Origin of the sequence: Bradyrhizobium elkanii WSM2783, from assembly GCF_000472865.1 — a bacterium.
Lineage (GTDB): Bacteria > Pseudomonadota > Alphaproteobacteria > Rhizobiales > Xanthobacteraceae > Bradyrhizobium > Bradyrhizobium elkanii_A.
On sequence record NZ_AXAP01000111.1, the window covers coordinates 1 to 24,316 of the forward strand.

24 protein-coding genes and 1 pseudogene are annotated in these 24,316 nt (G+C 61.0%); 12 read left to right on the forward strand and 13 right to left on the reverse strand.

The genetic code is table 11. The features are described from left to right. Positions 1-540: 540 nt before the first annotated feature. Positions 541-1,161: a hypothetical protein gene (locus YY7_RS0144575; protein WP_028168750.1), complete on the reverse strand. Its 621-nt coding sequence runs from the start codon at positions 1,159-1,161 to the stop codon at positions 541-543. Between the two features lie 850 nt (positions 1,162-2,011). Between YY7_RS0144575 and YY7_RS64040 the strand changes: the two genes are divergently transcribed. Next, a complete protein-coding gene (locus tag YY7_RS64040) occupies positions 2,012-2,332 on the forward strand; it encodes a hypothetical protein (protein WP_245287647.1) in 321 nt (106 codons plus the stop codon). Positions 2,333-2,422: 90 nt separating this feature from the next. Here YY7_RS64040 and YY7_RS0144585 read toward each other — a convergent pair whose 3' ends face one another. Continuing rightward, on the reverse strand, positions 2,423-2,680 hold the full coding sequence (locus tag YY7_RS0144585) for a hypothetical protein (protein WP_155255603.1): 258 nt from the start codon (positions 2,678-2,680) through the stop codon (positions 2,423-2,425). Between the two features lie 340 nt (positions 2,681-3,020). Between YY7_RS0144585 and YY7_RS55115 the strand changes: the two are divergent. After that, positions 3,021-3,368: pseudogene (locus YY7_RS55115) on the forward strand (DNA ligase); the annotation flags it as partial. Between the two features lie 347 nt (positions 3,369-3,715). Continuing rightward, a complete protein-coding gene (locus YY7_RS0144595; protein WP_028168752.1) occupies positions 3,716-4,057 on the forward strand; it encodes a hypothetical protein in 342 nt (113 codons plus the stop codon). A gap of 187 nt (positions 4,058-4,244) precedes the next feature. On the opposite strand, the gene YY7_RS59420 is transcribed toward YY7_RS0144595, so the two are convergent. Continuing rightward, positions 4,245-4,532, reverse strand: coding sequence for an H-NS family nucleoid-associated regulatory protein (locus tag YY7_RS59420; protein WP_080664129.1), 288 nt, complete (start codon positions 4,530-4,532; stop codon positions 4,245-4,247). Between the two features lie 675 nt (positions 4,533-5,207). Here YY7_RS59420 and YY7_RS61365 point away from each other — a divergent pair. Beyond that, on the forward strand, positions 5,208-5,357 hold the full coding sequence (locus YY7_RS61365; protein WP_155255604.1) for a hypothetical protein: 150 nt from the start codon (positions 5,208-5,210) through the stop codon (positions 5,355-5,357). Between the two features lie 856 nt (positions 5,358-6,213). On the opposite strand, the gene YY7_RS0144615 is transcribed toward YY7_RS61365, so the two are convergent. Together YY7_RS0144615 and YY7_RS0144625 are read right to left on the reverse strand one after the other, a co-directional pair. Further along, positions 6,214-6,735: a hypothetical protein gene (locus YY7_RS0144615; RefSeq protein WP_155255605.1), complete on the reverse strand. Its 522-nt coding sequence runs from the start codon at positions 6,733-6,735 to the stop codon at positions 6,214-6,216. A gap of 684 nt (positions 6,736-7,419) precedes the next feature. After that, positions 7,420-7,857, reverse strand: a complete 438-nt coding sequence (locus YY7_RS0144625; protein ID WP_028168757.1) for a hypothetical protein — start codon at positions 7,855-7,857, stop codon at positions 7,420-7,422. 838 nt (positions 7,858-8,695) lie between these two features. Between YY7_RS0144625 and YY7_RS57215 the strand changes: the two genes are divergently transcribed. Both YY7_RS57215 and YY7_RS0144655 read left to right on the forward strand, forming a co-directional pair. After that, complete coding sequence (locus tag YY7_RS57215; RefSeq protein ID WP_051397269.1) at positions 8,696-9,814, forward strand: hypothetical protein; 1,119 nt, start codon at positions 8,696-8,698, stop codon at positions 9,812-9,814. A 1,310-nt stretch (positions 9,815-11,124) separates the two neighbouring features. After that, the gene (locus tag YY7_RS0144655) at positions 11,125-12,171 is read left to right on the forward strand and encodes a hypothetical protein (RefSeq protein WP_155255606.1); all 1,047 of its coding nucleotides are present in this window, start codon (positions 11,125-11,127) and stop codon (positions 12,169-12,171) included. 222 nt (positions 12,172-12,393) lie between these two features. On the opposite strand, the gene YY7_RS0144665 is transcribed toward YY7_RS0144655, so the two are convergent. The 3 genes from YY7_RS0144665 to YY7_RS0144675 form a co-directional block, all read right to left on the reverse strand. Continuing rightward, a complete protein-coding gene (locus YY7_RS0144665; protein WP_433994571.1) occupies positions 12,394-12,720 on the reverse strand; it encodes an Atu4866 domain-containing protein in 327 nt (108 codons plus the stop codon). Between the two features lie 92 nt (positions 12,721-12,812). Then, complete coding sequence (locus tag YY7_RS0144670) at positions 12,813-13,343, reverse strand: nuclear transport factor 2 family protein (RefSeq protein ID WP_028168761.1); 531 nt, start codon at positions 13,341-13,343, stop codon at positions 12,813-12,815. Positions 13,344-13,431: 88 nt separating this feature from the next. Next, complete coding sequence (locus tag YY7_RS0144675) at positions 13,432-14,154, reverse strand: SDR family oxidoreductase (protein ID WP_028168762.1); 723 nt, start codon at positions 14,152-14,154, stop codon at positions 13,432-13,434. A gap of 98 nt (positions 14,155-14,252) precedes the next feature. Here YY7_RS0144675 and YY7_RS0144680 point away from each other — a divergent pair, with 98 nt between their 5' ends. Next, the gene (locus YY7_RS0144680; protein WP_028168763.1) at positions 14,253-15,140 is read left to right on the forward strand and encodes a LysR family transcriptional regulator; all 888 of its coding nucleotides are present in this window, start codon (positions 14,253-14,255) and stop codon (positions 15,138-15,140) included. A gap of 321 nt (positions 15,141-15,461) precedes the next feature. On the opposite strand, the gene YY7_RS0144685 is transcribed toward YY7_RS0144680, so the two are convergent. Then, entirely contained in the window at positions 15,462-16,007 is a 546-nt protein-coding gene (locus tag YY7_RS0144685) for a CAP domain-containing protein (RefSeq protein WP_035692627.1), read from the reverse strand. A 335-nt stretch (positions 16,008-16,342) separates the two neighbouring features. Between YY7_RS0144685 and YY7_RS62380 the strand changes: the two genes are divergently transcribed. Beyond that, positions 16,343-16,516, forward strand: a complete 174-nt coding sequence (locus YY7_RS62380) for a hypothetical protein (RefSeq protein ID WP_165435055.1) — start codon at positions 16,343-16,345, stop codon at positions 16,514-16,516. Positions 16,517-16,961: 445 nt separating this feature from the next. Here YY7_RS62380 and YY7_RS0144695 read toward each other — a convergent pair whose 3' ends face one another. Continuing rightward, complete coding sequence (locus tag YY7_RS0144695) at positions 16,962-17,903, reverse strand: alpha/beta hydrolase family protein (RefSeq protein WP_245287648.1); 942 nt, start codon at positions 17,901-17,903, stop codon at positions 16,962-16,964. A gap of 63 nt (positions 17,904-17,966) precedes the next feature. Between YY7_RS0144695 and YY7_RS55130 the strand changes: the two genes are divergently transcribed. Continuing rightward, positions 17,967-18,605, forward strand: a complete 639-nt coding sequence (locus tag YY7_RS55130; protein WP_051397270.1) for a TetR/AcrR family transcriptional regulator — start codon at positions 17,967-17,969, stop codon at positions 18,603-18,605. Here the strand turns inward: YY7_RS55130 and YY7_RS55135 are convergent. Together YY7_RS55135 and YY7_RS0144710 are read right to left on the reverse strand one after the other, a co-directional pair. Then, a complete protein-coding gene (locus YY7_RS55135) occupies positions 18,555-19,673 on the reverse strand; it encodes an AbrB family transcriptional regulator (RefSeq protein ID WP_245287649.1) in 1,119 nt (372 codons plus the stop codon). The two genes, YY7_RS55130 and YY7_RS55135, sit on opposite strands and share 51 nt — an antisense overlap. Next, the gene (locus YY7_RS0144710; RefSeq protein WP_028168766.1) at positions 19,670-20,239 is read right to left on the reverse strand and encodes a hydrolase; all 570 of its coding nucleotides are present in this window, start codon (positions 20,237-20,239) and stop codon (positions 19,670-19,672) included. The genes YY7_RS55135 and YY7_RS0144710 overlap by 4 nt, the downstream gene beginning before the upstream one ends. Before the next feature lie 118 nt (positions 20,240-20,357). Here YY7_RS0144710 and YY7_RS0144715 point away from each other — a divergent pair, with 118 nt between their 5' ends. Both YY7_RS0144715 and YY7_RS0144725 read left to right on the forward strand, forming a co-directional pair. Continuing rightward, positions 20,358-20,978 carry a TetR/AcrR family transcriptional regulator gene (locus tag YY7_RS0144715; RefSeq protein WP_028168767.1) on the forward strand — a complete coding sequence of 207 codons (621 nt, stop codon included), beginning with the start codon at positions 20,358-20,360 and terminating at the stop codon, positions 20,976-20,978. Between the two features lie 445 nt (positions 20,979-21,423). Next, on the forward strand, positions 21,424-22,539 hold the full coding sequence (locus YY7_RS0144725; protein WP_028168769.1) for an acyltransferase family protein: 1,116 nt from the start codon (positions 21,424-21,426) through the stop codon (positions 22,537-22,539). Here the strand turns inward: YY7_RS0144725 and YY7_RS0144730 are convergent. After that, entirely contained in the window at positions 22,519-22,845 is a 327-nt protein-coding gene (locus tag YY7_RS0144730) for a nuclear transport factor 2 family protein (protein ID WP_028168770.1), read from the reverse strand. The genes YY7_RS0144725 and YY7_RS0144730 overlap by 21 nt on opposite strands. A 181-nt stretch (positions 22,846-23,026) precedes the next feature. On the opposite strand from YY7_RS0144730, the gene YY7_RS55140 reads away from it, so the two are divergent. Further along, complete coding sequence (locus YY7_RS55140) at positions 23,027-23,326, forward strand: winged helix-turn-helix transcriptional regulator (protein WP_210164750.1); 300 nt, start codon at positions 23,027-23,029, stop codon at positions 23,324-23,326. Positions 23,327-24,316: the final 990 nt, after the last annotated feature.

Genomic DNA, 24,316 nt, shown 5'->3' on the forward strand with positions numbered 1-24,316 from the left:
CGTAACCAACATCCCTTACCCGCCGAGGTCTGCGAGAGGATGAGACGACCATGGAGGATCGGTCTTCCCGGCGCATGCGAACACTGGTGACCCGAATGGCCCGCTCGAGGCCTGTCCGCTAATCAGTTCGAATGCGCGCTGATATCCATGATGGCCCGGAGCCCAGCACGCTCCAATCAGAGGCCGGATACATTGATGCAAGACCGCATCTGCCAGGTTGACGAAACCGCTTGCAACGCGCGGCCGGACCATACATGCGGGTCAAAAGCCGTAATACGTGCGGCGAGCGAATCGAGTCCGGTTTGCCTCTGAGAGCGGACCACATCGCGACAGGTCAAATCTGTCGCGACGAGGCCACGAACAGACATGGGTATATTCCCAGAAAGTCCCCAATTAATGTCCAGTAAACACCGAACGACCAAACAATCGGAGACCGAAGGAAATGTAACAATCAATACCCGCTACGGTTGAAGGGAATTCGAAGACAGATAGGGGCTATCGCATTCGATAGAATTTCAACCAACGTTCTAGTCAATTCGATTATGGTAGCGCCACGATCGGTTCTTCGGAGTAGGTAAAGCCAGGAGTAAAAGTGTATTGGTAAGGTCCCGGGTCTTGGCCATTGGTGTAGACAGTTGTGAACTCCGCAATAGCTCGGCCCAATCTTGCGGTGTACTTTATCTCGACCGAGGTGTTCACGCCGGCGACCCCATTGTGAAAGCGCAAGACCGTGAACAAGCCGAAGTAGTTATAGGAAGTCTGGGCAGTGACTTCGGGGATAGCTGACTGAATAGCGGCCAGACTCAGGCCGAACGAAGAGCCTGTCACTTCGCCGGGGTTCAATAGAACTGTCGGTCCCAGGATTTTAAGACTTACCCACACCGTAGCCGGACCAGGACCGGGCAAGTTGTTATTTCCGATTTCAGCCGAAACCTGCAGCAGCAAGGGGTTGAAAGGCACGGTGCCGACGTTTGCGATTGCGCCGCATACGTAAGCGTCTCCTCCGTTGGGGGGCAACACGGAATTGTGGTCCATCCTGGCTGGAAAGATGAGAGCAAATTGTACGGTGTGGCCCCACGGCCAGAGATTCCGCAGCAGCCGCCACAGCCGCGCCAAATAAACGGCACCTAAGAAATTACTGAGGCTCCAGCGCCTTTGCATGGCCGCACTTGTTTCGGGGCCGCGATCTTACCGGACCGCAAAAATTAGCCTTAACCCTTCCATTCGGCAACTCCATTGCTCACGCGCTCCGCCGAAGGGCCTCGACGAGCGGCGGCGAATGTTATCAATTTTTAGTCGATCGCGACGGCGAGGTGGTTCCGTCTTGTGGCCACCGATCATCCGCAATCGTAATGCTCCTGCGGGCCGTTGAACTCGATGGTGACGGTGACACTTGTCCCTTCCCGGACACGGACAAATTCTAATTGCGAGGAATCCGGGAAGCGGATCAATGGTTGGCGGCAATCTACAAGCCTTCGCAACGTACGATCTGATCAAGTTAAGGAAGCAGGAACGAGGATAGTCACTCGCGAGCACCTTCCCGAGGCTTTCAGAGCTTGGTGCCTGTCCACTAAGAAGAGCATTCGAGACGGCGCGTATCAGAGTCAGCTCCGGGTCACAAGCCGCATTACGCTTCGAGGTGGGTGACTTCCGCTTTACTTTAGTGAGCCGACATTTATGCCAACGTGCGTGCGACAACAGAACCTCGTCAGAACAGGCTCGTTCCTAAAAAGCCGCCCGGCGCGATCATTGGGCGGATCGGCACCGGGGCGTGCTCCCTCTCACCCACCCGGACTGGTGCCGGCGGCCACAAAAACAGGGAATGTGCAAAGAGCGCCGACGATCCAAACCCGTGATGCGGGTTTTGGTCGAGGCTCAATCCGGTGGGTAAATAAATCCGCCTTCCCTTAACATAGGTAAGTGGACCACTCCTCGGGTGCGGTGATGCTACTTTTTCCCGATGTGAGGCGGCTTTTCGATCCAAGCAAGTTCAAAAAAGGACTCTGAGATCGTGATTATTGTCGTTGATAGGCTGCAACAGGAAATGGCTCAGCTGCGTGCCCTTCGAGAAAAGGTGTCGGACGCGACGGGCCGCTCGGCGAATACCCCGTTGTGCGCGCGTCGACTCAAGCACCAGAAACCAATGAGGAACCTCACTGGAAAGTGGCACCAACTGCGAGCTGATGCGAAGCATTGTGCAGAGCTAGGCGTGTCGACGAAAGATGCAAGTCAACGTGCCCTGTTTAAGCGTTTGGGTGATGAGCTTGCGATCGAGGCGCTCGTGCTGGAACGGCTCGTCAAGCGGCAAACCGCGCATGTGGATTCCGAATGAGGTCAAGAATACCTGAGGACTGATCCACAATACGGTGCATTCAGAAGCAAGCCGTTTCGGCACCCATGAGCCTCGGCGCGCGGCCGTTGGTCATTGCGGTCGCGTGAACTCCGAGATCATTCGCGCTTCTTGCCACAGCTCGACGTTCTGATGCTGACAAGCGATTAGCTGCGCTCGCTGCTTCGCATCGTCATCGGTCGCACAATGAAGATCAATGCGCCTGGAAATCCTTCCATCTGCCCCGATCACATAAACGCTGTAGTGCATCATCCCCGCCGCCTGCTGAAAGATTACCACTTTTTCCTGAAAGGCGGCGGTTTCTTGGCGGAGCGACAGAAGCGCGCGCATGCCATCCATTCGCAAGCGCTGCGTTCACTTTTGAACAGATCGCGACCCAGCTGATGGCGTACAAGCATCGTTCGTCGCCGCTGGGTTTTGCTTGAAGTGCGGCCTGGTTGACCGCGATCGACGACATCGGCGGTCACTTCTGTGCGGCTGAGAAGGCAATGATTCGTTGGAAAGCAAGAGGACCTTCTTGGCGATCTGGGATGGCGAGGTGGTCGGCAGCCACACCGGTCCGCATTTCCGCTACGCCGTCATCATCCGAAGGCGCGACGACTGCAATCCCAAGGTCGGCGGCTTCACGCGGACCCGTGACAGTGCGGCTAGCCGCTACGTGTCAGGCCATGGCGCCGAGTGGGTGAAGGTGACTTGCCGCCAGCGTGAGACGCTGACAGTCGCCGGCTTCGCCCTGGATGAGGGAAAATGGGACGGCATCTATCTCGGCCGTCGCAAGGGCAAAGAACTGATCTATGCCGGCAAGGTCGACCACGGCTTCGACAAGGCGTCCTCCGCCGACTTGCAGAAGCGCCTGACGCCGCTGATCCGCAAGACGCAGCCCTACACCAAGCGCATCGCGCACAAAGGCATCTGGGTTGAGCCGAAGCTCTTGGCCGAGATCGAGTACCGGGCCAAATCGGCGGAGGGCAAAGTCCGGCATCCCTTCTTGAAGGGCTTGCGGGAGGACCTGAAATGAAATGGTGCGCCCGCTGCGACAATTGCCGCTGGGTCTGCGAGAACCATCCCGACCAGCCGTGGCTGGGTGACTACGCCTGCGAGTGCGGCGGAGCCGGTGCGCCCTGCCCTGTCTGCAACCCCTGTGACGAAAACACCCCCGCCGGAGCTGCCAGAGGGCTTGCGGCCATCCTGCTGGATAACGACGATGCAGATTGAGAGGACCAAATCGTCTGGTCTCGACGTGCAGCAACTCCTGTTCGCAAGGGAGATCTCTGTCGCTCGTCCTTCTTTCCTCGTTTTTTGGAACTCTAAACCCGCTTGGCTCGTTCGCCATTAAAGACATGTAATCTCGCGGCCGGTGTAACGATGGCACCATCTCCGGATACGTCTCGGCCTAGCTTCCGGTATCACCTGAAGGTCCATTCCTTTCGCATCTTCACAGTCATTGTCGCATGGCTGCTCATTGTCGCAGCGTTCTATGAGAAGCCAGAGTTGCTCACTGGCGCCCAGCGCTCCCTGCAACGTGGCATAGAAGCCATCGGCGACGCGATTCCGCCGCCGTGGGGACCACGGATTGAGTTCGTCTTCCGAGAGATCGGCGGTTTGATCTGGCTTCAGATCACGCTGTTTGTGCTTGTACTTCGCGTGGTGCTGTCGACGATCGCGGCGATGTGGCGATTTGGTTTAAGCCGAGAGCGCGGCTTCTGATCTCGGCAAACGCAGTAGCTGTCGCAAGGGGACTCACGCGTCGGTCGCGACCCGGCGGCAGCATCATCCATGTCATTCCCGCCGGGCGAGCGGGTCGCCTGTCCAGGAGAAGGGGGGACTGTTTCTTACGGCGGCCTGCGGCCGCCCGACCCTACCGCGCTTCGAGGAGGCAGAGTCCGCCCCATGGTCATATTCTGAATTCGTCCATCCGTCGTCCTGACTCCAGCTGCTTTGCGAGCCAGCGCGGGCACTTGCCCCGGCCGGCCCAGGTCTCAGCCGGATCATCAGGATTTCGATACTTGGGAGAGACTCGCGGATACGGTCGCCGTCCAGAAAGTGGGTGTTCCAACCGATCCAATCTGTCGACCAACCGCTGCTTCTGTTGACAGATCTTTTCCTTCAGGACGTCCGAAATTTCCACGTGCAAAGTCCATAAGCGGTCAAGATCCATTTTTTTGAGTTCTGCTCGTCTCATTATGTCCCCGTTTTCAAATTCGCTGGTCCTCCCCAGGTAGAATAATAGGGTTTCTCATCTTGGTTAAACTGAGACTAAAATGCGCAATTAAATCGGGATTTTATTGGCGAGCGCGGATTATCTCTGTGCGGCTGACGCGCTCTGTCGTGTGGTGGCTCGCATCACTGTTGGCCTTACTCGGCCTGCCGGTCTTCCGCGCCGTTCCGGACGCCTTGGCGGCAATTGTCTTCGCCGTCACGTTCTCGCCTGCCACGATCTGGGCCTCGACTCTCGGCGCGCGGGCTCCGGTATCCTCACGTGGACAACTCGATCAACATCGGATCCATGACCGGTAGCGCTATTCAGCAAGGCAGCCCCGGCGCCAAGCAATCGGTCGCGTTCAGTTGGAAAGTTGACGAGGCGGAAGGCTGCCTTAGCCGCGTTCCAAACGCAACTAACGGCATCGCAACCTCCGCCGCAACAACTTGACGGAATCAACGCCGAGCTCCGCACGATCCAGGCTCAGCTCTCGAAGAAGTCCCCCTCTTTGGTGATCCTGCAGGAAGCAGGACGCTCGGTTCGCGCGCGGCCATTTCGAATTACGCGAAGGGTACAAGGGGTAAGGATTTTCTATCTCCGGTTGTGCGGGTTACTTCGGACGCGCCACTGTACGATTGGGCTGAGGTCGCCAATTGGATGGCCTTGCATAAGATACCGGTCGAGGCCGCCGTTTCAGCTGGCGTGTTTCAGGAGGCCAATAAGGCTATTGAGGAAGGCGAGCTTCATTTGGTCGATCGCCTGAAGAGACGAGCCCAGGAAGAAGAAGAAGCTTTGGAAGCCGCTTAACTGCCTACCACTGAAGCTGAGGTATTCGTTCTGACCGTCGCGATACTTCACCGGCGTCTTAGGAAGCGCTGTGGATGGTTTTGACGTGACCAGCGCCCCGACCCTTTCCGACTCCGCCAAAAGCTCCTTTTGGCGCGCGGCAAAGGCCGTAGTTCGAACCGTAGCTTCACTTAATTCGGTCGAAGAAACGCGAGCGAATTCAGCTGTGTTGACAGGACACCCCTTCCGCCAAAATCTGCGAAATTCCTGGTAAATTCTGCAGTCCGGCGTTTTCTACCCACACTTGAACCCACCCTCACCGATGTGCTTCGCATTATCGGGCCGGAGGTCTGCCCCTCATCGGTGTCGGCCTGGAAGGGCGCCAGAGCTCACAGCGCCACCACAGCTCCTGTTGCCACCCGCTTCGGCGGAGCCTACGAACAGCGCGAGCTTGTGATGTCACGCCACGACGTCATTGCGGCCCTTGTCCTGATTCTTGCTGGCATCGCGCTCTATTTTTTCCTGCCCCGCGTTACCCCTCCTGATTGCGCATTTGACCGTTCAGTCGTCGACCGCCTGTTTGGCAACTGCTTGGAGCTACGAAGAAGATAGTTGGCTGCGCTTGCTGAAATCCACGGTGACGCACCGTCTCACGGGTGCCCGGTGATCTTGCTGTTGCTTCCGATCCTGCTCGTTGTGGGAGCGATTGTCTCCGAGAAGATTCACCGGGCCGACGGTTATCAGGAGTGAAGACGCTTCCCCGGGTGCCGCAGGATTGCGCTTGTGACCCGCGTGCTGGCGACTGCCACGCGGGGCTCGGCCCGCACACAAGATGCGCGGCGCGCCGCCTCGCTCCGGAAATCGATGACAATGCCGTTCATGACAGCCCCACATTCTTGAGAGACGCGGCGAAGCTGTCGATCAGCTTCAGCGCGGCCCCGTCCCGATCCTCGAGCATCCACGCCGTCTTGCCGTCGGCGATCGCGCGAAGGTAGGCCAGCTTGGCCAGGAGACCGGGGAGCGTGGTGGCGGCCGCCCCGAGCAGGATGTCGAATGTATCGTTCTCGGTTTGGCAGGGCTTGTCCGTGAGGTGTCCCCAGTCGCCCCCTTCTGCCTGTTCGAGGCGCGCAGCCTCGTCGATCGCCGCCAGGTGCGCGGCATTGGCAGACCGGTGAGTTTCGATCAGCTCGAACATGGGATCGGCTTGCACCTCGGCGGCGACCGGCAACGCTGCCGACAACACGGCGAGCGCCGCGAGGAAGTTGCGGCGCGGCATGCCCTCGGCCGGACCGGGAGACTCGCTGATGCATGTTTGGCCGTCCGGCTGCTCCACAGCGGGTTGGGAAAACGCGTAGACGGACTCCGCCGAGGGCGGAGACGCTGGTCTTGCGATGGTCATTGGATTTTTCCTCACTGGTTTGGCTGATCAAAGCCGCGCCCCGTGACGGACGGGCAGCCGGACGTCGTCACCTACGGCCCACAGACCATTGGGAGGCCAAGCCGCGCGTCCAGCGCGCGCCGTAGCTCGTGCGCCGCCGAGCCACCGCTCATCCATCATATCTACAAGTTTACGCGCTGCGCCCGCTGGCACGGCATCAAGGATGGAGTCGAGGGCAACTACATCTCGACCGGCGATGATCTGGTACTGGCCGATAGTCCGGAAGGTAGCGCCCTCTTCTCCGATATGCATTCGGAAAAGGTGGGGAAGCCGTCACGTAGTGGTACCGGAGCGGTGGGGTACCGATGGACGTGGTCGTAACCAAAGAACTACCTCGGGAGCCGAGGCTTCCGACGCGGGGCGACTACAGGCTCTCGCCACCTTGCGCAGAGCGACCGGAAGGCTATTTTTTGGATTACGGCCCCCGGCTCAATGACACCTGGAGCATTTAAGTCCAGGACCGTCCTACCGGCTCGGGCCGCGCCGCTCTTTATGCAGTCGCGTTGCTCAGTTTCCAGCACAGCGGCGGCGCGATGTTGTATTTACCGCCGCGGCGTACCACGCGCGGGTCGGTCAGGCGGGTCCTTCCCGCCGTGTGGGAGAACCAGTTCGCCACCAAGGCGGAACGAGTACGGGAGCGATTGCCTAATAGTTCACAGGCCCACTGAACCCCGGCCGCATGCGCTCGTCGGTAAAGCACCGCGCGCCGCCGCTGCCGACTGGCGTGAAGCGCTGCACGATGCCGCCCTTGATGTAGAAGAGGTTGTTGCAGGTGGGCGTGGAGCTCGTGCACATCACGTTCGAGCTATAGGTGGTCGGCGCCGCGACCGCGGAATAACCCTGCGGCTTGAACCCAGGGCTGACCGTGCCCCCACCGCCGCAAGACACCATGTCCTTGGAGTTGGTGTAGTTGCGGATCTCGGTGCCGTCCGGCGTCACCGTTCGCACCATCCTCATGGTCAGGAACACCGGATGGACGTCCAACTCTGCCGCCGGCCGTCCCGCCCAAGCGTCGACGTCCTCTTGCCGCACCGACATGCAGCCGGTTAGGCTCAGGACCAAGAGCACCGCCGTCAACCTCATTCACCCCTCCCCCAATACAGAATTGCGGCATCCTGCCGCTAATCCTGTCCCCTGGGACACCCTGCCGCTTGCGCCGCCCGCCCGTCAACCGGGAGCAGTGCCATGAGCAGCCTCCCCACCGACCGCCACCGCAACTCACCCAGGCACCGCGCATAACCCGGGCATCTTGCCGTGATCCGTCATGTCGCCATGACCGGCGCACCGGCACTGGCGGAGCTAACGTGCATGCGCGCTACCTGGTCGATGCAACCGGGCGTGCGGCGTGGCTGGGCCGGCGACTGGGGTCGGCGGCGCGCCGCGTCGATCGACTTGTTGGGATCGTCGCGAGCTATCCCCGCACACCATCTGGTACAGCGCTTCTCGTGGAGGCGGCTTCCGACGGCTGGTGGTATTCCGCGCCGAAACCTGACGGCGGAGGCGTCGCCGTCTATCTCACGGATGTGGATTGTCTTTCCAGGCGTCCCTGGGAGGCGCACTTCGGTGCCTGTCCCAAGAAGACAATGCATACTCGCCAACGTCTCCATTCGCTAGGCGCAGCCACGCTCCGGGTCGTGGCCGTTCGAGTCCATAGAAATGAGTGCGCGTGCGAAGGTGCTTCGCGAACTGCTGCCGCGCGTGATCATGATATGCTGACTCGGCGCCCGATCTGCCGCGCAGGCTCACGCCGATCGTATCGGCGGCTCGAATGCCGGACTCGAGCGCGCGGCAGATGCCGATCCCGATAGCGGATCGCATGGTATCTAATAATGCACGCTTGGTAATTTTAAGGTTGTAAAGTATACTGTGAACAACCTTCAAATAAATGATATATTACTGCAATAAGGCATGGGAGGAATAAATGGACAAAGATCATATTGACGAGCTGATCGAATTGGGCAGCAAGACTAAAAGTATAGAGAGAATACAAGACATCGCCGCTAAGGCGATGGAGAGGGCAGGTTTGGGATACACAATGCACAACGCTTGTGCCGCAACACTAAGCGCTTTTCTGGATGAATCCGGTATTGACGTTCCAATGACATTGGGTGCGGGCAAACTCGCGATGCGACTGGGCGGCAATGACAGAGGCAGCCGTCATTGGAAACGCATTCGAGTTGGAGAGCAACGGGCAGGTGATGTCGGCGTCACATTCGACAATACATCACCAGCCGGCGCAGATCACGTTTACCTAGTGGTCGAGCGTGTTGACGCTGACAAAATGGTTATCGCAGACAACCAAGCTCCTAAACCCCACACACGTTATGCTAGTGGCCGCGGCAGAACAGCCACAGAATATTTCCTAAGAGCGCCTGACGAAGATCAAAGGGACGAGAGACTTAAGATCGCCGGTATCGGCGATGAGGACTTCTATCCATGGGATGACGAAGACACAAACCAGCTCAGAGAACCCTTTGAAGACGATGGTACACCGTCACGTAAAAAGACTGTTTCAAAAAAGAAGGACGAAATCGGCGAAAAGAGGGCTCCTAATTACCGCAGCCTGGTTCCGGACGGATTTTTCTCGTCGAATCCATTTGATCGGACCAAGCCAGTGTCGATCCGGTGTAATAACCCAGGGGCGATTAATGGAGCAACCTGGGAAGAGCGCTCTCCTGGATACGTGGACACGGTTGAAACGACCCCAGGCAATAAGACGACGATTTTTGAGGCGCCTGAGTATGGCGTTGCTGTCTGGTGGGAATTGCTACGGCGATATGCTGCCAGTGGCGTCACGACGGTCGGCGGAATCATAAATCGCTATGGAGGGGGGCAAGATTACTCAAACTATATAAGATTTGTGGAGCGGAAAACCGGTTTTGAAGAGGGACACAAGATTCCGCTCGATGACGATGCGACGCTCTTAGCCTTCGGAAAGGCAATGTTCCAATATGAGGCGGGACGACCAACACCATTAAATGATGATCAGATTGTTTACGGATTACGGCTTGCCCGTGCCGACGGCGGCGCCATCTCATAGGTTGTGCGGCAAGGCAGAGCGTCTTTGACGAAGGCGACGGCCCGATCGCCACGTTTATCGCAGCAATCGAAGAGGCGGCGAAAACCGCCGCCTAGCTAACCGGCCGGCGAGCTCCTCGCCGGTCTTTTTCCTTTCCCCATCACCATTGAATAGGAGCGCTGACAGTGCGCCAATCCCAAACGCTCGTTCTCATGCCCTGCGGCGGCCGCAAGCAGCCGAGGCGGCATCGGCGAGCAGCGCAGCCAGCTCGGCCGCTGGCTCGAGGAGCTCGAGGTATGAGCCCGGCGCGGAGGATCTCGATCGAGGAGGCGCGCGCACCTGGCGCGCCTCGAGCTCTCGCAACAAGGCCTGGCGCGCCTGCTCGATCGCAATCCGGCCACGATCCGCAAATGGCTCAATCCGAACCATCCCGACCAGCTGCCGATCGAGCTCGGCCTCATGCTCGAGCTACGACCGGCCCGACTCATGCGTCTCCTTCTCCTCCTCCACCAATTCGGTACCGGTTCGATCCTCGTCCGGTGAAGGTGAACCAACAGCATCATTGGCCGGCGATGAAGAGGTGTAAGAAGCGGACGGGCCGATATTGAGGATAAGCGAGGCGAGCACGACGGAGGCCATCGAGGCGGCTATTGCGGCGAGTGTTTCACTGTCTCATTTCGTGACTCGAAACACAGCTGATAAACGATACGCATGAGACATGCTGCGCAGGTGAGACACCCTGCCCCGACCTCCTCACCGGAGGAGATCGCCGACTTCGTCCAGCAAGCGCAGGCCACCAACCCCGATGCGCCCAGATTCGGTACCGAGCGCGCTGGCGCTTCGAGATTGACGACCTTCCTAGGCGAGCAGCGCGAAGTGACGCAGCGCCTGCTGGCCCGGAAGGTGCTGCGCCAGCCGCCAAGAGCTCCGAACCGGGATCGAAGTCGTCACCCACCGGTGGAGAACCTGAGGCGAAGCCATCCTCCACCGAGCAGACTGAGATCGAAGCCCTGAAGCGCTAAGGCTGGAGCACGGACGAGATCGCCAGCGTAACGCCGGGCGCAGCGGCGCGTATCAAGGCGAGGACATCGCGGCCGCGCAGCCGGCCGAGGCGCAGGCGCAAGTAGAAAATTCCCGTTGCTCCCGCTGGCCTCAGGTGGATCAAGAAGGGAAAAGCCCGTCAACAACTATAGGATTATAGTCCTAGTGCGGCGCAAATCAGATTATCCTCCGCTGGGAGCGCCTGAGCATGCGCGTCGGCGCAGCGACCTGATCAACCGCGGCTCCAACATCATCGCGGTGACAGTTGGCATCACAGGAGAGGCTTACAAATGTCCGCTGACGCTTATGGTTCTATTCTTGGATTGATCCTCCAAGGCACCGGCAACAACAACAACAATTGGGGCGTGGTCCTCAACACCTCAATGATCTCGCCCACCGAGCGCGCGATTGCTGGCGTCAACACGATCAGCAGCGCGGGCGGCACGGTCGATCTATCGACGGTCGCTCCTCCCACTGGCCTGCGCCTGGACCTCGACTACATCCAGCTTCTCAATGGTGCTCTTACGAGCCACCTCACGGTTGTGGTGCCGAACGTTTCGAAGACTTGGTGGTTTCAGAACAACACGACCGGTAACTTCAATGTCTACGTCAAGACGCCGAGCGGCACCGCGCCGCCGAACCTTGTGCAGATCCCGCAAGGCGTCGGCATTATGGTCATGTGCGATGGCAGCGGCAATCTGATACGACATGACGATGCCGAGATCGGCTCGTTTCGCATTTCAGGCAAGGCGTCGATCGGTGCTGGCGAGCTCGCCTGCAACGGCGCATCTCTTCTTAAGGCCGACTTCCCTAACCTCCATGGCAAGATCAGCACCACCTGGGGCAGCGTTGACAGCCTCCACTTCACGCTGGCGAACTTCACCGACACTGCTCGCTTCCTCCGCTCATCGTCAGGCACGCTCGCCGTCGGCACCTACCAGTCCAACCAAAACGCTGCGCACACCCATGCCGTTACCGGAAGCGGAACAATTAGCGGCGTGACAACGACCAATGGCGACCACTTTCACGCGGCCGGCATATTCGATCCCGGTCACACGCACACGATCAATGGACAGGGCAACCTTATTGTCGCCGGTCAGGGTATCGGCGTTGGCGGCGGCGGCGCATTCGGCGTTTCGGGTGCCTCCCTCTCGAACTCTACGAACGCGACTGGTGTCCGCGTCAATAGCAGCAACGGTATCGACACAACCTATAGCGCTGGCTCACATGCCCACAATGTCAGCGGCTCATGCTCGGTGAACTTTACCTCTGGATCGAGCGGCGGCACCGAAGCGCGGCCGGAAGCCGCCGTCGTGCTTGTCGGTATCCGTTACTGACCTGGGGAGTGATCATGAACGAGCACGAGATGAGGGCGAGGCTTGTGGTCCTCGAAGTATTGAGCATGGCAACGCTCGGGGTCACCTAACTGACCGTTGTCTGATCGAAGGGTACGCTTGGCGCCGTATCGGGAGCCACCTCGGCACTTGCCGTCGATGGCGAGGGACAAAAGACACGCTCCTTTCATTGTAGGCGGTTTATTTCGGAAGACGCCCCCTGCGCTACGGGCGATAGAGGATCATCCCGGCGTGATGCAGAACATCGTCGATGAAGTCGCCGTCAGCGGTGAAGCCGGTATCATCCCAATATTCGATATGCGTGCCGGTCACTTCGTAACGCCCCTCGTAGGCACGCTCGCGCGTGCCTCGCGCTTCAATGTAGCGGCTGCTCGGCAGAAGTTCGTGACGGATGTGGCCGTCCTGCGTAACCCAGAGGCCGACATAGGGGTGATTGGCTTTCAATTCTGTTTCCTCGGCCCGCGCAGGTGGGATCAGGAGCGTTGCCACGATCATGGCTGCAAAGACGCGCTGCATGGCCGAGCTCCTCATTTCATATGTGTGTGTTGAGTTGGGACCGCGGCCGGCCGCTCCGTGTCCGGGGACACGAAGCGACTGGCCCCGGCGAGGTTCGTTATGGCCGCCTATTGCCGGCGCGGCTCGTTGTTGTCGACGACCTGCTGATAGGCGACGAGATCGAGAAAGGCTTCGGCCTCGACGACAGACCCGTCCTTCATCTTGAAGATCCACACGAACCGATTGCGGTACGGCGCTCCCGAGGTCGTGGTGGCCGAAGCGTCGAAGCGGACGATGACCCTGTCCCCTTTTGCCCAGATGTGGTGCACGACAGGCCGGAGCGGAGTCGCGAGACGGCTCACGAGGGGGGCCGAGGCGCGATCGACGAAATCCTTGATGCCGCGATAGGTGCCGGCAACTGGGCCGGAGCCATGGATTGTCCATGTCACGTCGGGGGCCAGGAGGTCAGCAAAAACGTTGCCGCCCGCAGTCCATCCCTCGAAAGCCTTACGCACGGTGGCTTCATTCCGCGCCTCGATGTTGGCATCCGGCGTGGGGGAATTGGCCTGGGCGAGGCCCGTGGTCGCTATGACGGTGAGGAGGATCAGGAGCGTGCGGGTGCGGCCCGCAAGCCGGTCGATCGAAGTGGCAAAGGTCATGGCCTCTTTCCTGTCGTTAAGGGGATAAAGGCGCGAACGGGGTCATCAGCACGGGATTGACCCCGATCGCGGATCGGATCGTCCGGCATCAGTTGCTCGATGCGGTCGGTCGGATGGTAATTTCGGTTGTGTCCACGCTCGGCGGAGCCTCGATCAGTTGCCGGACAGCGCGCGCGATGTCGGCGGGCTGAAGCGCGATCGCCCGATAGCGTTCCATCACAGCCACGGTCTCCGCATGAGTGATGGTCGAGGCGAGTTCACTCTCCACGACGCCGGGGTTGACGCAGGTGATGCGGATGTTCGTGCTCTCCTGACGCAAGCCGTCCGAGATCGCGCGAACCGCGAACTTCGTTGCGCAATAAACGGCGGCGGTCGGCACGACCGAGAGTGCGCCGATGGAGCCGATATTGATGATCTGGCCGCTGCCCTGCCCCTCCATGATCGGCAAGACGGCGCCGATGCCCCAGAGCACGCCCTTGATGTTGACATCGACCATGCGCTCCCATTCGTCGAGCTTGCCGGCGGCAAGCGGCGAGAGCGGCATCACGCCGGCATTGTTAATGAGAACGTCGATGCGCCCCCACTCGTCCATCGCCGCCTGAGCGAAGCCAGCCATGGAATGGCGGTCGGTCACGTCGAGCAGCCGGGCTTGGGCGATTCCGCCGGCTCCCGTGATGTTATCGGCGATGGCTTCGATGCGGTTCAGCCGGCGGGCGCCCAGCAGCACCTTTGCGCCGGCCCCGCCGACCTCTCTGGCGATGCCCTCGCCGATCCCGCTGGAGGCGCCGGTGATCAGAATAACCTTGTCCATCTCGTGCCCTTGCTTTGCATTCGGAGCCCAAGATGGACGTTCGCCGCTGTTGCTGGTATCCGTCCAGTGTTTGACTGGATGGTTAGCAATGCTGGACAATGAAGATTGACCTCAACCTCCTGCCGCTCTTCCTTACCGTCGCGGAAGAACACAACTTCCGCGCTGCGGCCGATCGCCTTGGCGTGACCCGCTCGGCTGTCAGCCAGGGAGTGCGGCGGCTTGAGGATGCCTTTGGCACGAGCCTCGTCACGCGCACGACCCGTTCGGTACGCCTGACGGAAGCGGGTGAGCGTCTGCGCGAGGCACTGTCCCAACCCATCTCGGATATCGCCACGGCGCTTGACTACGTGGCCGCAGAGAATGCGCCGCGCGGGCTGCTGCGCATCGCCGTCACCTCGATTGCCGAGCGGTTCCTTTCAGGCCCCCTCATCGCCTCCTTCGCCGCGGCTCATCCTGGCGTCACGATCGATGTCACGGTCACGGACGAAGAATTCGATATCGTCGCGGCCGGCTACGATGCGGGCGTCAGGCTGGGCGAAGTGATCGAGCAAGACATGATCACGGTTCCCCTAACAGGCGATCAGCGCGAAGCAGTCGTGGCAGCTCCCTCCTATCTCGCGGCCCACGGCGCGCCGGCGCATCCACGCGAACTGGTTCATCATCGCTGCATCGGCTGGCGCCCGGCGCCGAACGTCGCGCCCTACCGCTGGGAGTTTGAAGAGAACGGCATTCCCTTCGACCTGGCGGTCGAACCCCAGATCACCACGAACGACTTGCGCTTGATGCTTCGTGCGGCCCTCTGCGGGGCGGGTATCACCTTTGCACCGGAGGAAACCTTCCATCCATTCGTGAAGACCGGCGAACTCGTCCCGCTCCTGGAAGAATTCCTGCCGCCGTTTCCCGGCTTTTTTCTCTACTTTCCTCAGCGTCGCAACATGGCGCCCAAAATGCGCGCTTTGATCGAGCATGTGCGGCAGTGGCGATAGCGCCGGCTGTAACAGGGCTGCCGATCAGAGGTAGCAGCAGGTGGAGGACATGCCGTCAGCTTGCACAGTTCGGCCATGGCCGAAGCATGCCCTGTTCCGAAGCAGCCAGGACCGCCGCATCGGAACCGTAGCGGAAAAGGGATGATCACCGGCAAGACAAACATGGCGGCCGAGCTGCCGGTGCTATTGGCCCTATCGACGCTTTGGGGGGCATCGAGTTCGAGCCGACCGCGTCAGTAGCGCTCACACCCATCTTTCATCCAATTGGGTCGGCCCTCTGGCCTGTGCCAAACTCGCGCCTCCGTCAGGAAAAGCCCTGCATCAGAGGCAGATGCTGAGAATTTTCAGACGACAGGCCTCCACAGCGCGAGATTTGGGTTTGGCAACCGTCGCCTGCTTTGAGCCCTTCGGCGAGTTCTTCGCCACCTTGGGACGCTCATAGTCGCCGGCAATCACCATCGCCCAATAGGTCCGCCCGGTCGCCGAACTCTTGACACTGGCGACGCCAACGCGCGAGGCGTTGTGCAACAGCAGATTTCGCCGGTGTCCCGACGAATTGATCCATTGGTCGAGTGTCTTTGGGAAGCTGTCATAGCCGTAGGCGATGTTTTCTGCCGCCCGGCCCGCGCCCGATGGGTGGACGCGCGAGTTGAAGGGGCCGAGGACGTCGTGGTCGAGTTTGTCCTTTGCCGCCATCGCCGCGGCTTGCTCGTGCGCAATGCGCGTGAGCGTCGCATCCAGCACCACGCGCCCCTCCCCGTGCTGTACGCGATAGCCGGAGATCATGGCGGCGGGAGATTCGGCCCGAGCAAGCGCTGGGTAACAGCAAGCGGTAAACCAAAGGCAGAGTGTAAGGAGGGATTTCATCGATGTTCCCAAATCAGTCTTCTGCAGCGATAAAGAGACCGGACGAACCCGTAAGTCATTGATTTTATTATTTCGGACTGCGCTTTCCCCCAACTTGATCTTGGGAACGCGATGTCGATACGCGCGAACACGGGCGCCAGCAAGGCGCTCGCGAAGGCCCCTTCCCTCAAAACAAAAAATGAAAAATATCAATGCATTATCGGGAAAGAATGCTGAACATTGCTTTCGTCCAGCTTGCGGCAAGATTTCCGTGCAAACACTGATTAAGCAAAATGGAACCGTATTTTGCTCAATTGTGTTGGGGTTGCATTCACCACTGCAGGGAGGCGACTAGAATGACGGACGAGCAGTTAGCTCTTCAGGCCGTTCGTGATGCCCAGGGCATACTTGAAGAATACTTGCAGCCGCGACCGCGCAATAACGAGCGGGTCTTCCTTGATCGATTGGTGGAAGTGTTGGAGCGGCCCGAGCTCCTGATCGCCGTCAACCGGATGCAGCGCGGCCTGTAGCCGCGTCATCGCCAGCCTCTGGAGCCTCACTGGCCTTCGCAAGCGCCAGCCAATCGGCTGCGAGCGTCAGCCAGGCATCTTCGTCCACCGGACTGCGAGCCTCTGCCGCCCGGTCCCTGCATTCCTGAGCTAGCTGACGAAACCGGATCAAATCTTCCCTCATGCCAGAGCTACGCTCCAACTGAGCAAAAGTTGCAGAGGGCCGCTGACGATTAGCGACACACCGGACGGCCCCGCCTATTCCCGCGCCGAGACGAAATAAGTTTTCTTTGGCGTCATACCCTTGTGGCATACACGTTGCACTTCAATGGGTACTGGGGATTTCAGGGGCCCAGTATGAGACAGGGCGCCGCCGGGACAGTGTATTTCAAGCCCGGCGGCGTACCTTTCTGAGACATGTTAAACACCGCCGAAAGCGCGCTTGGCGAAGCGCTCCACCTCTCAACTACGGCCCGCCAGGACCGACAGATGCAAGCACGTGCCCTGGCCAGGGATTGCGGCCATCCCTGAGCCACGGGAGCGTGTCGGTCCAGAAGCCGGCCGCGTGACTGTCGTGGAAGAGATTGAAATGGCCGATCGCCTTGCGACCGTAGTCGGACGGCTCGAGCAGCACCGCCGTGCGCGGCGCGCCGGTGTAGTAGCCAAGCGTGCGACGGATTGCGGGCACGGTGCCGAGTTCGTCATCCGACACGGCAACCGCAAGGATCGGTGCCGTCACCGCCGCCATCCGTGAGAGCACGGCCTGTCTCTCGCCGCGTGGATGGCTGCGCTCGAAGCGTCGCCCGCGAAAACTCCATTCATTGGCGACGCCGGCGGGCAGATCCTCCAGCCAGCCGAGCCTGCGGCCAGGAAAATAGCCGCAGAGCGCCGTCATGACGGGCATGGCGACATGCCATTTAAGGAACAAGCCGGCCCGCCGGCGCGGCGCATAATCGCCCCACCAGGCATATTGCGCGCCGACTGTCAGCATCCGCTCGACCAGGCCAGCACTTTCGGCGAGCCCCGCCAGAAAACCGCCGATGCTGTGGCCGACCACGATGAGGCAAGCCTGTGGCCGATGCTCGTGCATGAAGCAAAGCGCCGCCTCGAAATCGAGTTCGCCCCAATCGCGCCAGCGATAGCCACAGCCTCTGAGTCGAGACGGCCGCGAACCGCCGATGCCGCGATAGTCATAGGTGAGGACATCGAAGCCGTGGTTCGCCAGGAAGCATGCATAGCGGTGGTAATAGCGCGCAGCCACCCCCGTTGCCGCATTGACGATGATGCTGCCGGCGGAGCGGCCGGCTGGCGTGAGCCACAAATGGCCGCCAATGGTCACGCCGTCCCGGCAGGGAATCGTGACGGGTGTCCCATCCTCCATCGATATACGCAGCGCCACCTTGGTCATGCGCGCGACGGTAAGAGATGGACTGCGTTGTGTATATTCACTGGTCAGTATACATAAGGCGCCATGAGCGAGACTGGCCGTTCGACGCGTGAGCGCATCCTTCAAGCCGCCGGAAAATTGTTCTACGGCGAGGGCATCCGCGCCGTCAGCGTCGATGCGGTGGCGGAAAAGGCCGGCCTTACCAAGCGGACGCTCTACTATCATTTCCGCAGCAAGGACGATCTGATCGCGGCCTATCTCGAGATCCGCGACCAGCCAAATCTCGCTTTGTTCAAGCGCTGGTTCGCCGAGGCCGACGGTGACGTCGCGGCCAAGGTGGAAGCGATCTTCCGCAATCTGGCGCGGTCGGCGCGACACGCCAAGTGGAAGGGGTGCGGCTTCCTGCGTACCTCGGTCGAACTGGTCAACCTGCCCGGTCATCCCGCAATGGTGATCGGCCGCGCGCACAAGAAACGCGTCGAGGACTGGCTCTGCTCCGTCTTCGAAGATGCGGTCAACCCGCAGCAAGCACGCCAGCTTGCACGGCAGGTCATCCTGCTGTTGGACGGCGCGTTTGCCGTCGTCCTGCTGCATCGTGATCCAAGCTACATGGAAACCGCGGGAGCAGCGGCCGCGCATCTCGTTCGCGGGCTGATGCCGCCGCCACGCAAATCAATCAAGGCCGCCAACGTCCGGCGGACCATCCGGTCCCGGACTGGCTGACGCGCGATCGAGCGTTCCCGCCACCCAGCGCGCGACCGATGGACCGAGGAACAGCAGCAGGATCACGCGCACGGTCTGCAGCGCCATGACGAAGGACGTGTCGACCTTGGTCGAGGCGGCGATGATCGCGGCGGCATCGACGCCGCCGGGGCTGGTGGCGAGATAGGCGGTCAGCGGATCGACGTGCAGGAGCACTACCAACAGCCACGCCAGCAGGCCGCAAAACCCCATCAGGATCGCGGTTGCGCCGATGCTCTGCGGCAGCGCGCGGGCAGCGGTCGCCAGCACGTCACGCGTGAAGCGCAAGCCCGTGTTCCAGCCGATCAGCGCGTAGGTTGCAATCAGCACCAGCGGCGGCAGCTCGATCTTCACCCAGCCAAGGACGTTGAGCACCGCGCCGAGAACGAGCGGCCCAAGCAGCACGCCGGCCGGCATCCGCGCGGCAAGACCAGCGCCGACGAGCGCAATGGCCGTGGTGGCTCCGAGGTTCGTCAGGTCGACAGGCTGAAAAAGCCCGGCACTGAAACGGCCGCCACCGCCGTGCGCAAACCATAGCGCCACCACCGAGGCCGCCGCGGCCACCAGCACGACGCGCAGATACTGCATGAAAGCCACGAGCCGGAAATCGGCGCCGTGAGCCTCGGCCATCACCATCATCACCGTGGCAGCGCCCGGCAGCATGCCCCAGACCGCCGTGGTGCCGGGGATGATGCGCAAGCGGCTCATGGTCCAGCCGATCAGAGCGCTTGCGCCGACCGAAAGCGCCACGGTGGCGAGGATGATCGGCCAGTAGCGCACGAAGCCGCTGATGATTGCCGGCGTGATCGATTGCGCGACGAGACAGCCAATGATTGCCTGGGCTGCAGCGATCAGCAGGCGGGGCACCCTCACCGCCCCTCCGCCCATCTGCACCAGCGCGGCCGCGGCCAGCGGCCCCAGCAGCAAGGCGGCAGGCAGCCTCACCCGCTGCAGCACGCCGGCGATCAGCAACGAAACCACGACGAGCACCGCCCAGCGGACGGCGACCGGCAGCGCTCGGAGCGGGAGATAGGCTTGCTGCTCGCTCACCGCTGCAGCTCGATCTCGGCCGCTTTAGCCACGCGGCCAAGCCGCGGGAAAATGTGCTCGAAGGCAAAGGCGTGCATGTCCGCCGAACGATCGGCGCTCGCGTCTTCCGCCAGCACGACCGCATAGCCATGCTCATGCGCGGCACGCGCGGTGGATTCGACGCCCATATTGGTGGCGATGCCGCCGATCACCACGGTGGTCACGCCACGCCGGCGGAGCTGCAGATCGAGCTCCGTGCCATAGAACGCGCCCCATTGCCGCTTGGTGATCCTGATATCCGACGGTTCGGCAAGACCATCGGCCAGGTCCGACCAGCCTTCGGGAAAGCCGCCAGGCGGCGCTTGCATCGGTTGATCGACTGGCGCCTTCAGCGCGTCGCCGAAGTCGGGCGAGAAGGAGACGTTGACCAGCACGACGGGCGCGTTGGCCGCGCGGAAACGCCGGGTCAGCTCCTGACCCCTGGCAAGGACGGCCGCACCGGAATGGGGCTCGGTCGGCAGGCCGACGATGCCTTTTTGAAGATCGATCAGGATCAATGCCGTGGTCGCAGCGGGCAGGATGAGCATGGGATGTCCTTTCGCCAGATGGCAGCCTCCCCGCCCGTTGCCGGGTGCGTTGGGAACGGCTAAGTACTTGAGGGAAAGCTCAAGCACGCAACCACTCTATTTGAGGATATACTCAACTTTGTCAAGTCGGGACCGCAAACCGCTCCAGCCGCAGCGCGAGGTCGGCCGCCAGCGCGTCGCCGAACTCATGCAGGCGGCGGCCGAGGTGATCCAGGAACGCGGTTTCGAGGCCGCGACCATGGCGGAGATCGCCGCGCGGGCGGACGCCAAGATCGGCTCGCTCTACCGCTTCTTTCCGAACAAGGACGCCGTCGCCGACGCCTTGATGCAGCACTATGCCGAGGTGCTGCGGGCGGAATACGACGCGATCCTCGCCCATGCCGCCGACGCCAGTCCGGAGCAACTGGCCGACATCCTCATCGATCTCCTGGCCAAGCTCTACCCACAGATCCGAGCGGTCACCGCGTTCTTGGATTCCCGGACCGACTGGACCGAGATCCGTCTTCGTTTCCGCAGCCAGACGCTCGCGGGGATCAAGACAGCGCTGAAGCGTTGCGCGCCCGGCCTCGACGAGCACGAGGCCGAGGACATCGCCGCGGTCGTGCTCAACAACATGAAGACGATGGTCGGGATGACCATGAAGGACGCGCCGACAACCCCCGGCGCGCCCGAGCAACTCAGATTGATGAACCGCCTCTATCTCGCCGCCAGGCTCGCGCCCGGCAGGCCGGCGGGATAGCTGCACCGGCTTGCGCGCAGTGAGCGCATCGGAAGGCGGATCGTTGCCGCTTTCGTGAAAACAGGTGCGCATTTTGGAAATGCCGACTGCGACCAGATTCTGCATGGCAGGCAGCGTTCGCGTTGCGCGAACGTCCGGTCGAAGCGGAGGATATCCGATGCGATTTGCTCTTTGCTTGGGCGTGTTGATCATGCTGTGCGCCGCTGCCGACGCGGCGCCAGTGCGGCGCGTCAGACATCCCGAGCGACATTTCCGTCTCGAGCAGCAGCCCATTGTCCCGCCGAAGGGATTTGCCGTTCCTGGCTGGTCCGACGAGGAGACGCGACAATGGATCGACAGCGCCTCAGGGCCCAAAGGTTAGCGGACAAGGGTTAGTCCGGAAGGTTGGTGAACGCGTGCCCGGCGCGCCACAGTAGCCAAGCTCTGCGCGGAATGTTACGCGACCATGATGGCGGCAGTCCCCGAAGCACAGGTGAGCCCAAGCAAGGCAGGAAAGCTCGGTTTCCTGCCTCGCCTTGAATCGCTGCGCGGCATCGCGGCCGTCTCGGTGGTCGGCTACCACATGACGAGCCTATTCACCGACACCTCCGTTACGGGCATGGCGCCAGTCGTGATGTTCTTCGTGCTCAGCGGTTTCGTGCTGGCGCGCTCGCTGCAGAATAATCCGAACCCGATCGCGTTTCTGCGGCATCGCCTGTTCCGGCTGTTCCCCGCGGCGATCGCGGTGGTCGCTTTGCTGACGCTACTGCACCATCAATACGGCTTCTATGTCGGCTATGAGGCGAAATTCGATCCGCTCAACGTCGTGCTCAACGCGATCATGGTCCGCCATGACATCAACGGCGTGATGTGGTCGATGACCGTCGAGTGCTTTGCGACGCCGGTCATCCTGCTCTCGGTCTGGATCTTCCAGCGCTTCGGCCCGCAGCCGCTCATGGTGTCGATCGCAGTCATGTTCGGCCTTTCCTTCTGGGGCCCATATGTGCATCTGCTTGGCGGCGTCGCCAGCCTCGCGCCGCTCTACGCCTTCGTCGCCGGCGTTCTTCTGCAGATGCAGGGCGAGCGGACGGCCGAGCGGCTCCGCACGGCCGCTGCCTGGGCCCTGTCGATCGCGGCCATCGCCCTGCTCTGCTTCTGCGGATCACAGAAACAGACCGCGCTGATCATTGCGCTGGAAACCTTGAGTTCCTCGCTGCTGGTGCTGCTGGTCGCCTTTCGAAGCTCGATCGCCCTCTTTGCCATTCTCGATCTCCGTCCGGTCCGTTTCTACGGCCGCATCTCCTACAGCTTCTATCTGCTTCACCCGATCGGTATGTGGCTCACCGGCCGGCTGCTCGATGCCAGGGGGCTGCCGGTCCTGCTCGCGATATCTGCGACAACGATCATGGCGGTCGCGCTGACGACGCCGATGGCCTGGCTCTCCTGGCGCTATATCGAGAAGCCGTTCATTGCCCTGGGCCGGCGGCTGGCCACGAAACAGCCCTCGCCGGCGAGCGCGATCGAACCTAGACAGCAGCAATTGCTGTCGCTCGCTCCGACCTCAGGGAATGATCTCGAGTGAGGCGATCTTGTCACCATCGAGCCCGAAGAAGTATCTGAGATCGATCGGACTACCGGGAAAGTCGCCGACCACATGCGCTGTGACGACGATCTTCCTGTCGCGTTCCTCCACAGCGAACGGCTCGCTCGTATAGTTGTATTTGGTCGATGCATCGGCCTTCCACTGCGCGATGGCCGCGCGCCCCTCGTGCTTGCGCCCTTCGTCCTTCACCACGCCGCGTTCGCTGAAGCATTGCGCGATGGCATCGCCATCGCGGCTGTCGGCGGCAAAGTAGACGGCAACGGGGCCCGGCAGATCGAGAGACATCGGATTTCCTTTCCTTTGCGCGTCAGGAACGACGCGGTCGCGGATCGCGATTGCGTAGCCGGAAAGGTGTTTGTAGCTTCGCCAAACCGCAAGAACGCACGAAAAGGTAAGGTACTGACTTTTGGGTAAGGTTGAGCACACAGCCGCGAGCGCCGCCGAGGGCGTTGAGAAGGCGTTCAGGATGCTGGATGGCCGGTGGAAGCTCGTGATCCTCTTCCACCTGTTTGGCGGCAAATTGCTGCGCTTCTCCGACCTGGAGCGGGCGATCCCGGGGATCTCGCAGAAGATGCTGATTCAGCAACTGCGCCAGATGGAGAACGACGGCATCGTGCATCGCATCGTCCATCACCAGGTGCCGCCGAAGGTCGAATACGGCCTGACCGATTGGGGACAATCCTTGTGTCCGGCGCTCGATGGGCTGCTCACCTGGGCCGAGCAGCGCCCGCCTGCGCCACCGCTAGACGCTGGTCGAAATGAATGAGGATATCTGGACGGCCCGGAGCAGAACGCCCCAATTGTTCGGGTGCACCCCGTCGTGGGTGAGAGCCCGATAGTTGGTTTTGCTGACCCCTCCTGAATTGAAGAGATCAAGACATGGGACGCGGTTTATTTCCGCCACGCGCAGCATGGCGCCGATGTAATCGCGAAGAAAATATCCGAGCTTGTTCGGATGCACATCGCTGTCGCGATCGTCTTGGGTTGGCAACCACCAGGGCGTGATGAGAAAGATCCGCGCCGTCGGGCAAGACTTCCGCAGGAGCCTGATCGAATGATTGAGCGCCCCTTTGAAGGTCTCGCAGTCGACATCATCATCCGATCCGATCCGCGCCGATTCCAAATGTCTTAAGAAAAGCCCGCCGCTCCATAGGCCGGCTCTCTATCACCCACAACCGGTTCGGAGCAACCGCGCTCTCCTACACGAGGGGCCACGTGCTCTTCACTCTCCGTCATTCCGGGGCGCGACGAAGTCGCGAGCCCGGAATCCATTTCACCACTTGCGCATGCGGCTCGATGGATTCCGGGCTCGCGCTCCGCGCGCCCCGGAATGACGGCGAAAAATTCGCGAGCAATTCCAACGTGATTTGCCCCGTCCAGCCCTCACACCAAAAACATTCCGCTTTCGCCATCGGGCAAATCACCACTATAACTCCGCGCGTCTCACCCAAGAGAGGGGCGGATCGCGATCGTCACGAACGTTGCGGTGAGATGCGGTGGACGCGATGGGTGTGACTGACGAGCACACACAGCACGGACGGCGAAGTCGTGTGGTCCTGGCGCCCCGACGCTGGCGCTAAGTTTCGTGCGAACACATTCGCACTAGACGACGGTGGCAAGAAAGCCCGGTCACCGGGGAGAGTACGAAGTAAGCCGTAACACCATCGCGCAGGGAAAGCCGGAATGCTTCGGTTGAACCTGTGGTCCTACTCCCGTGCTTTTTGTTGCACGGGACCCATGGGTGCAACCGGCACCC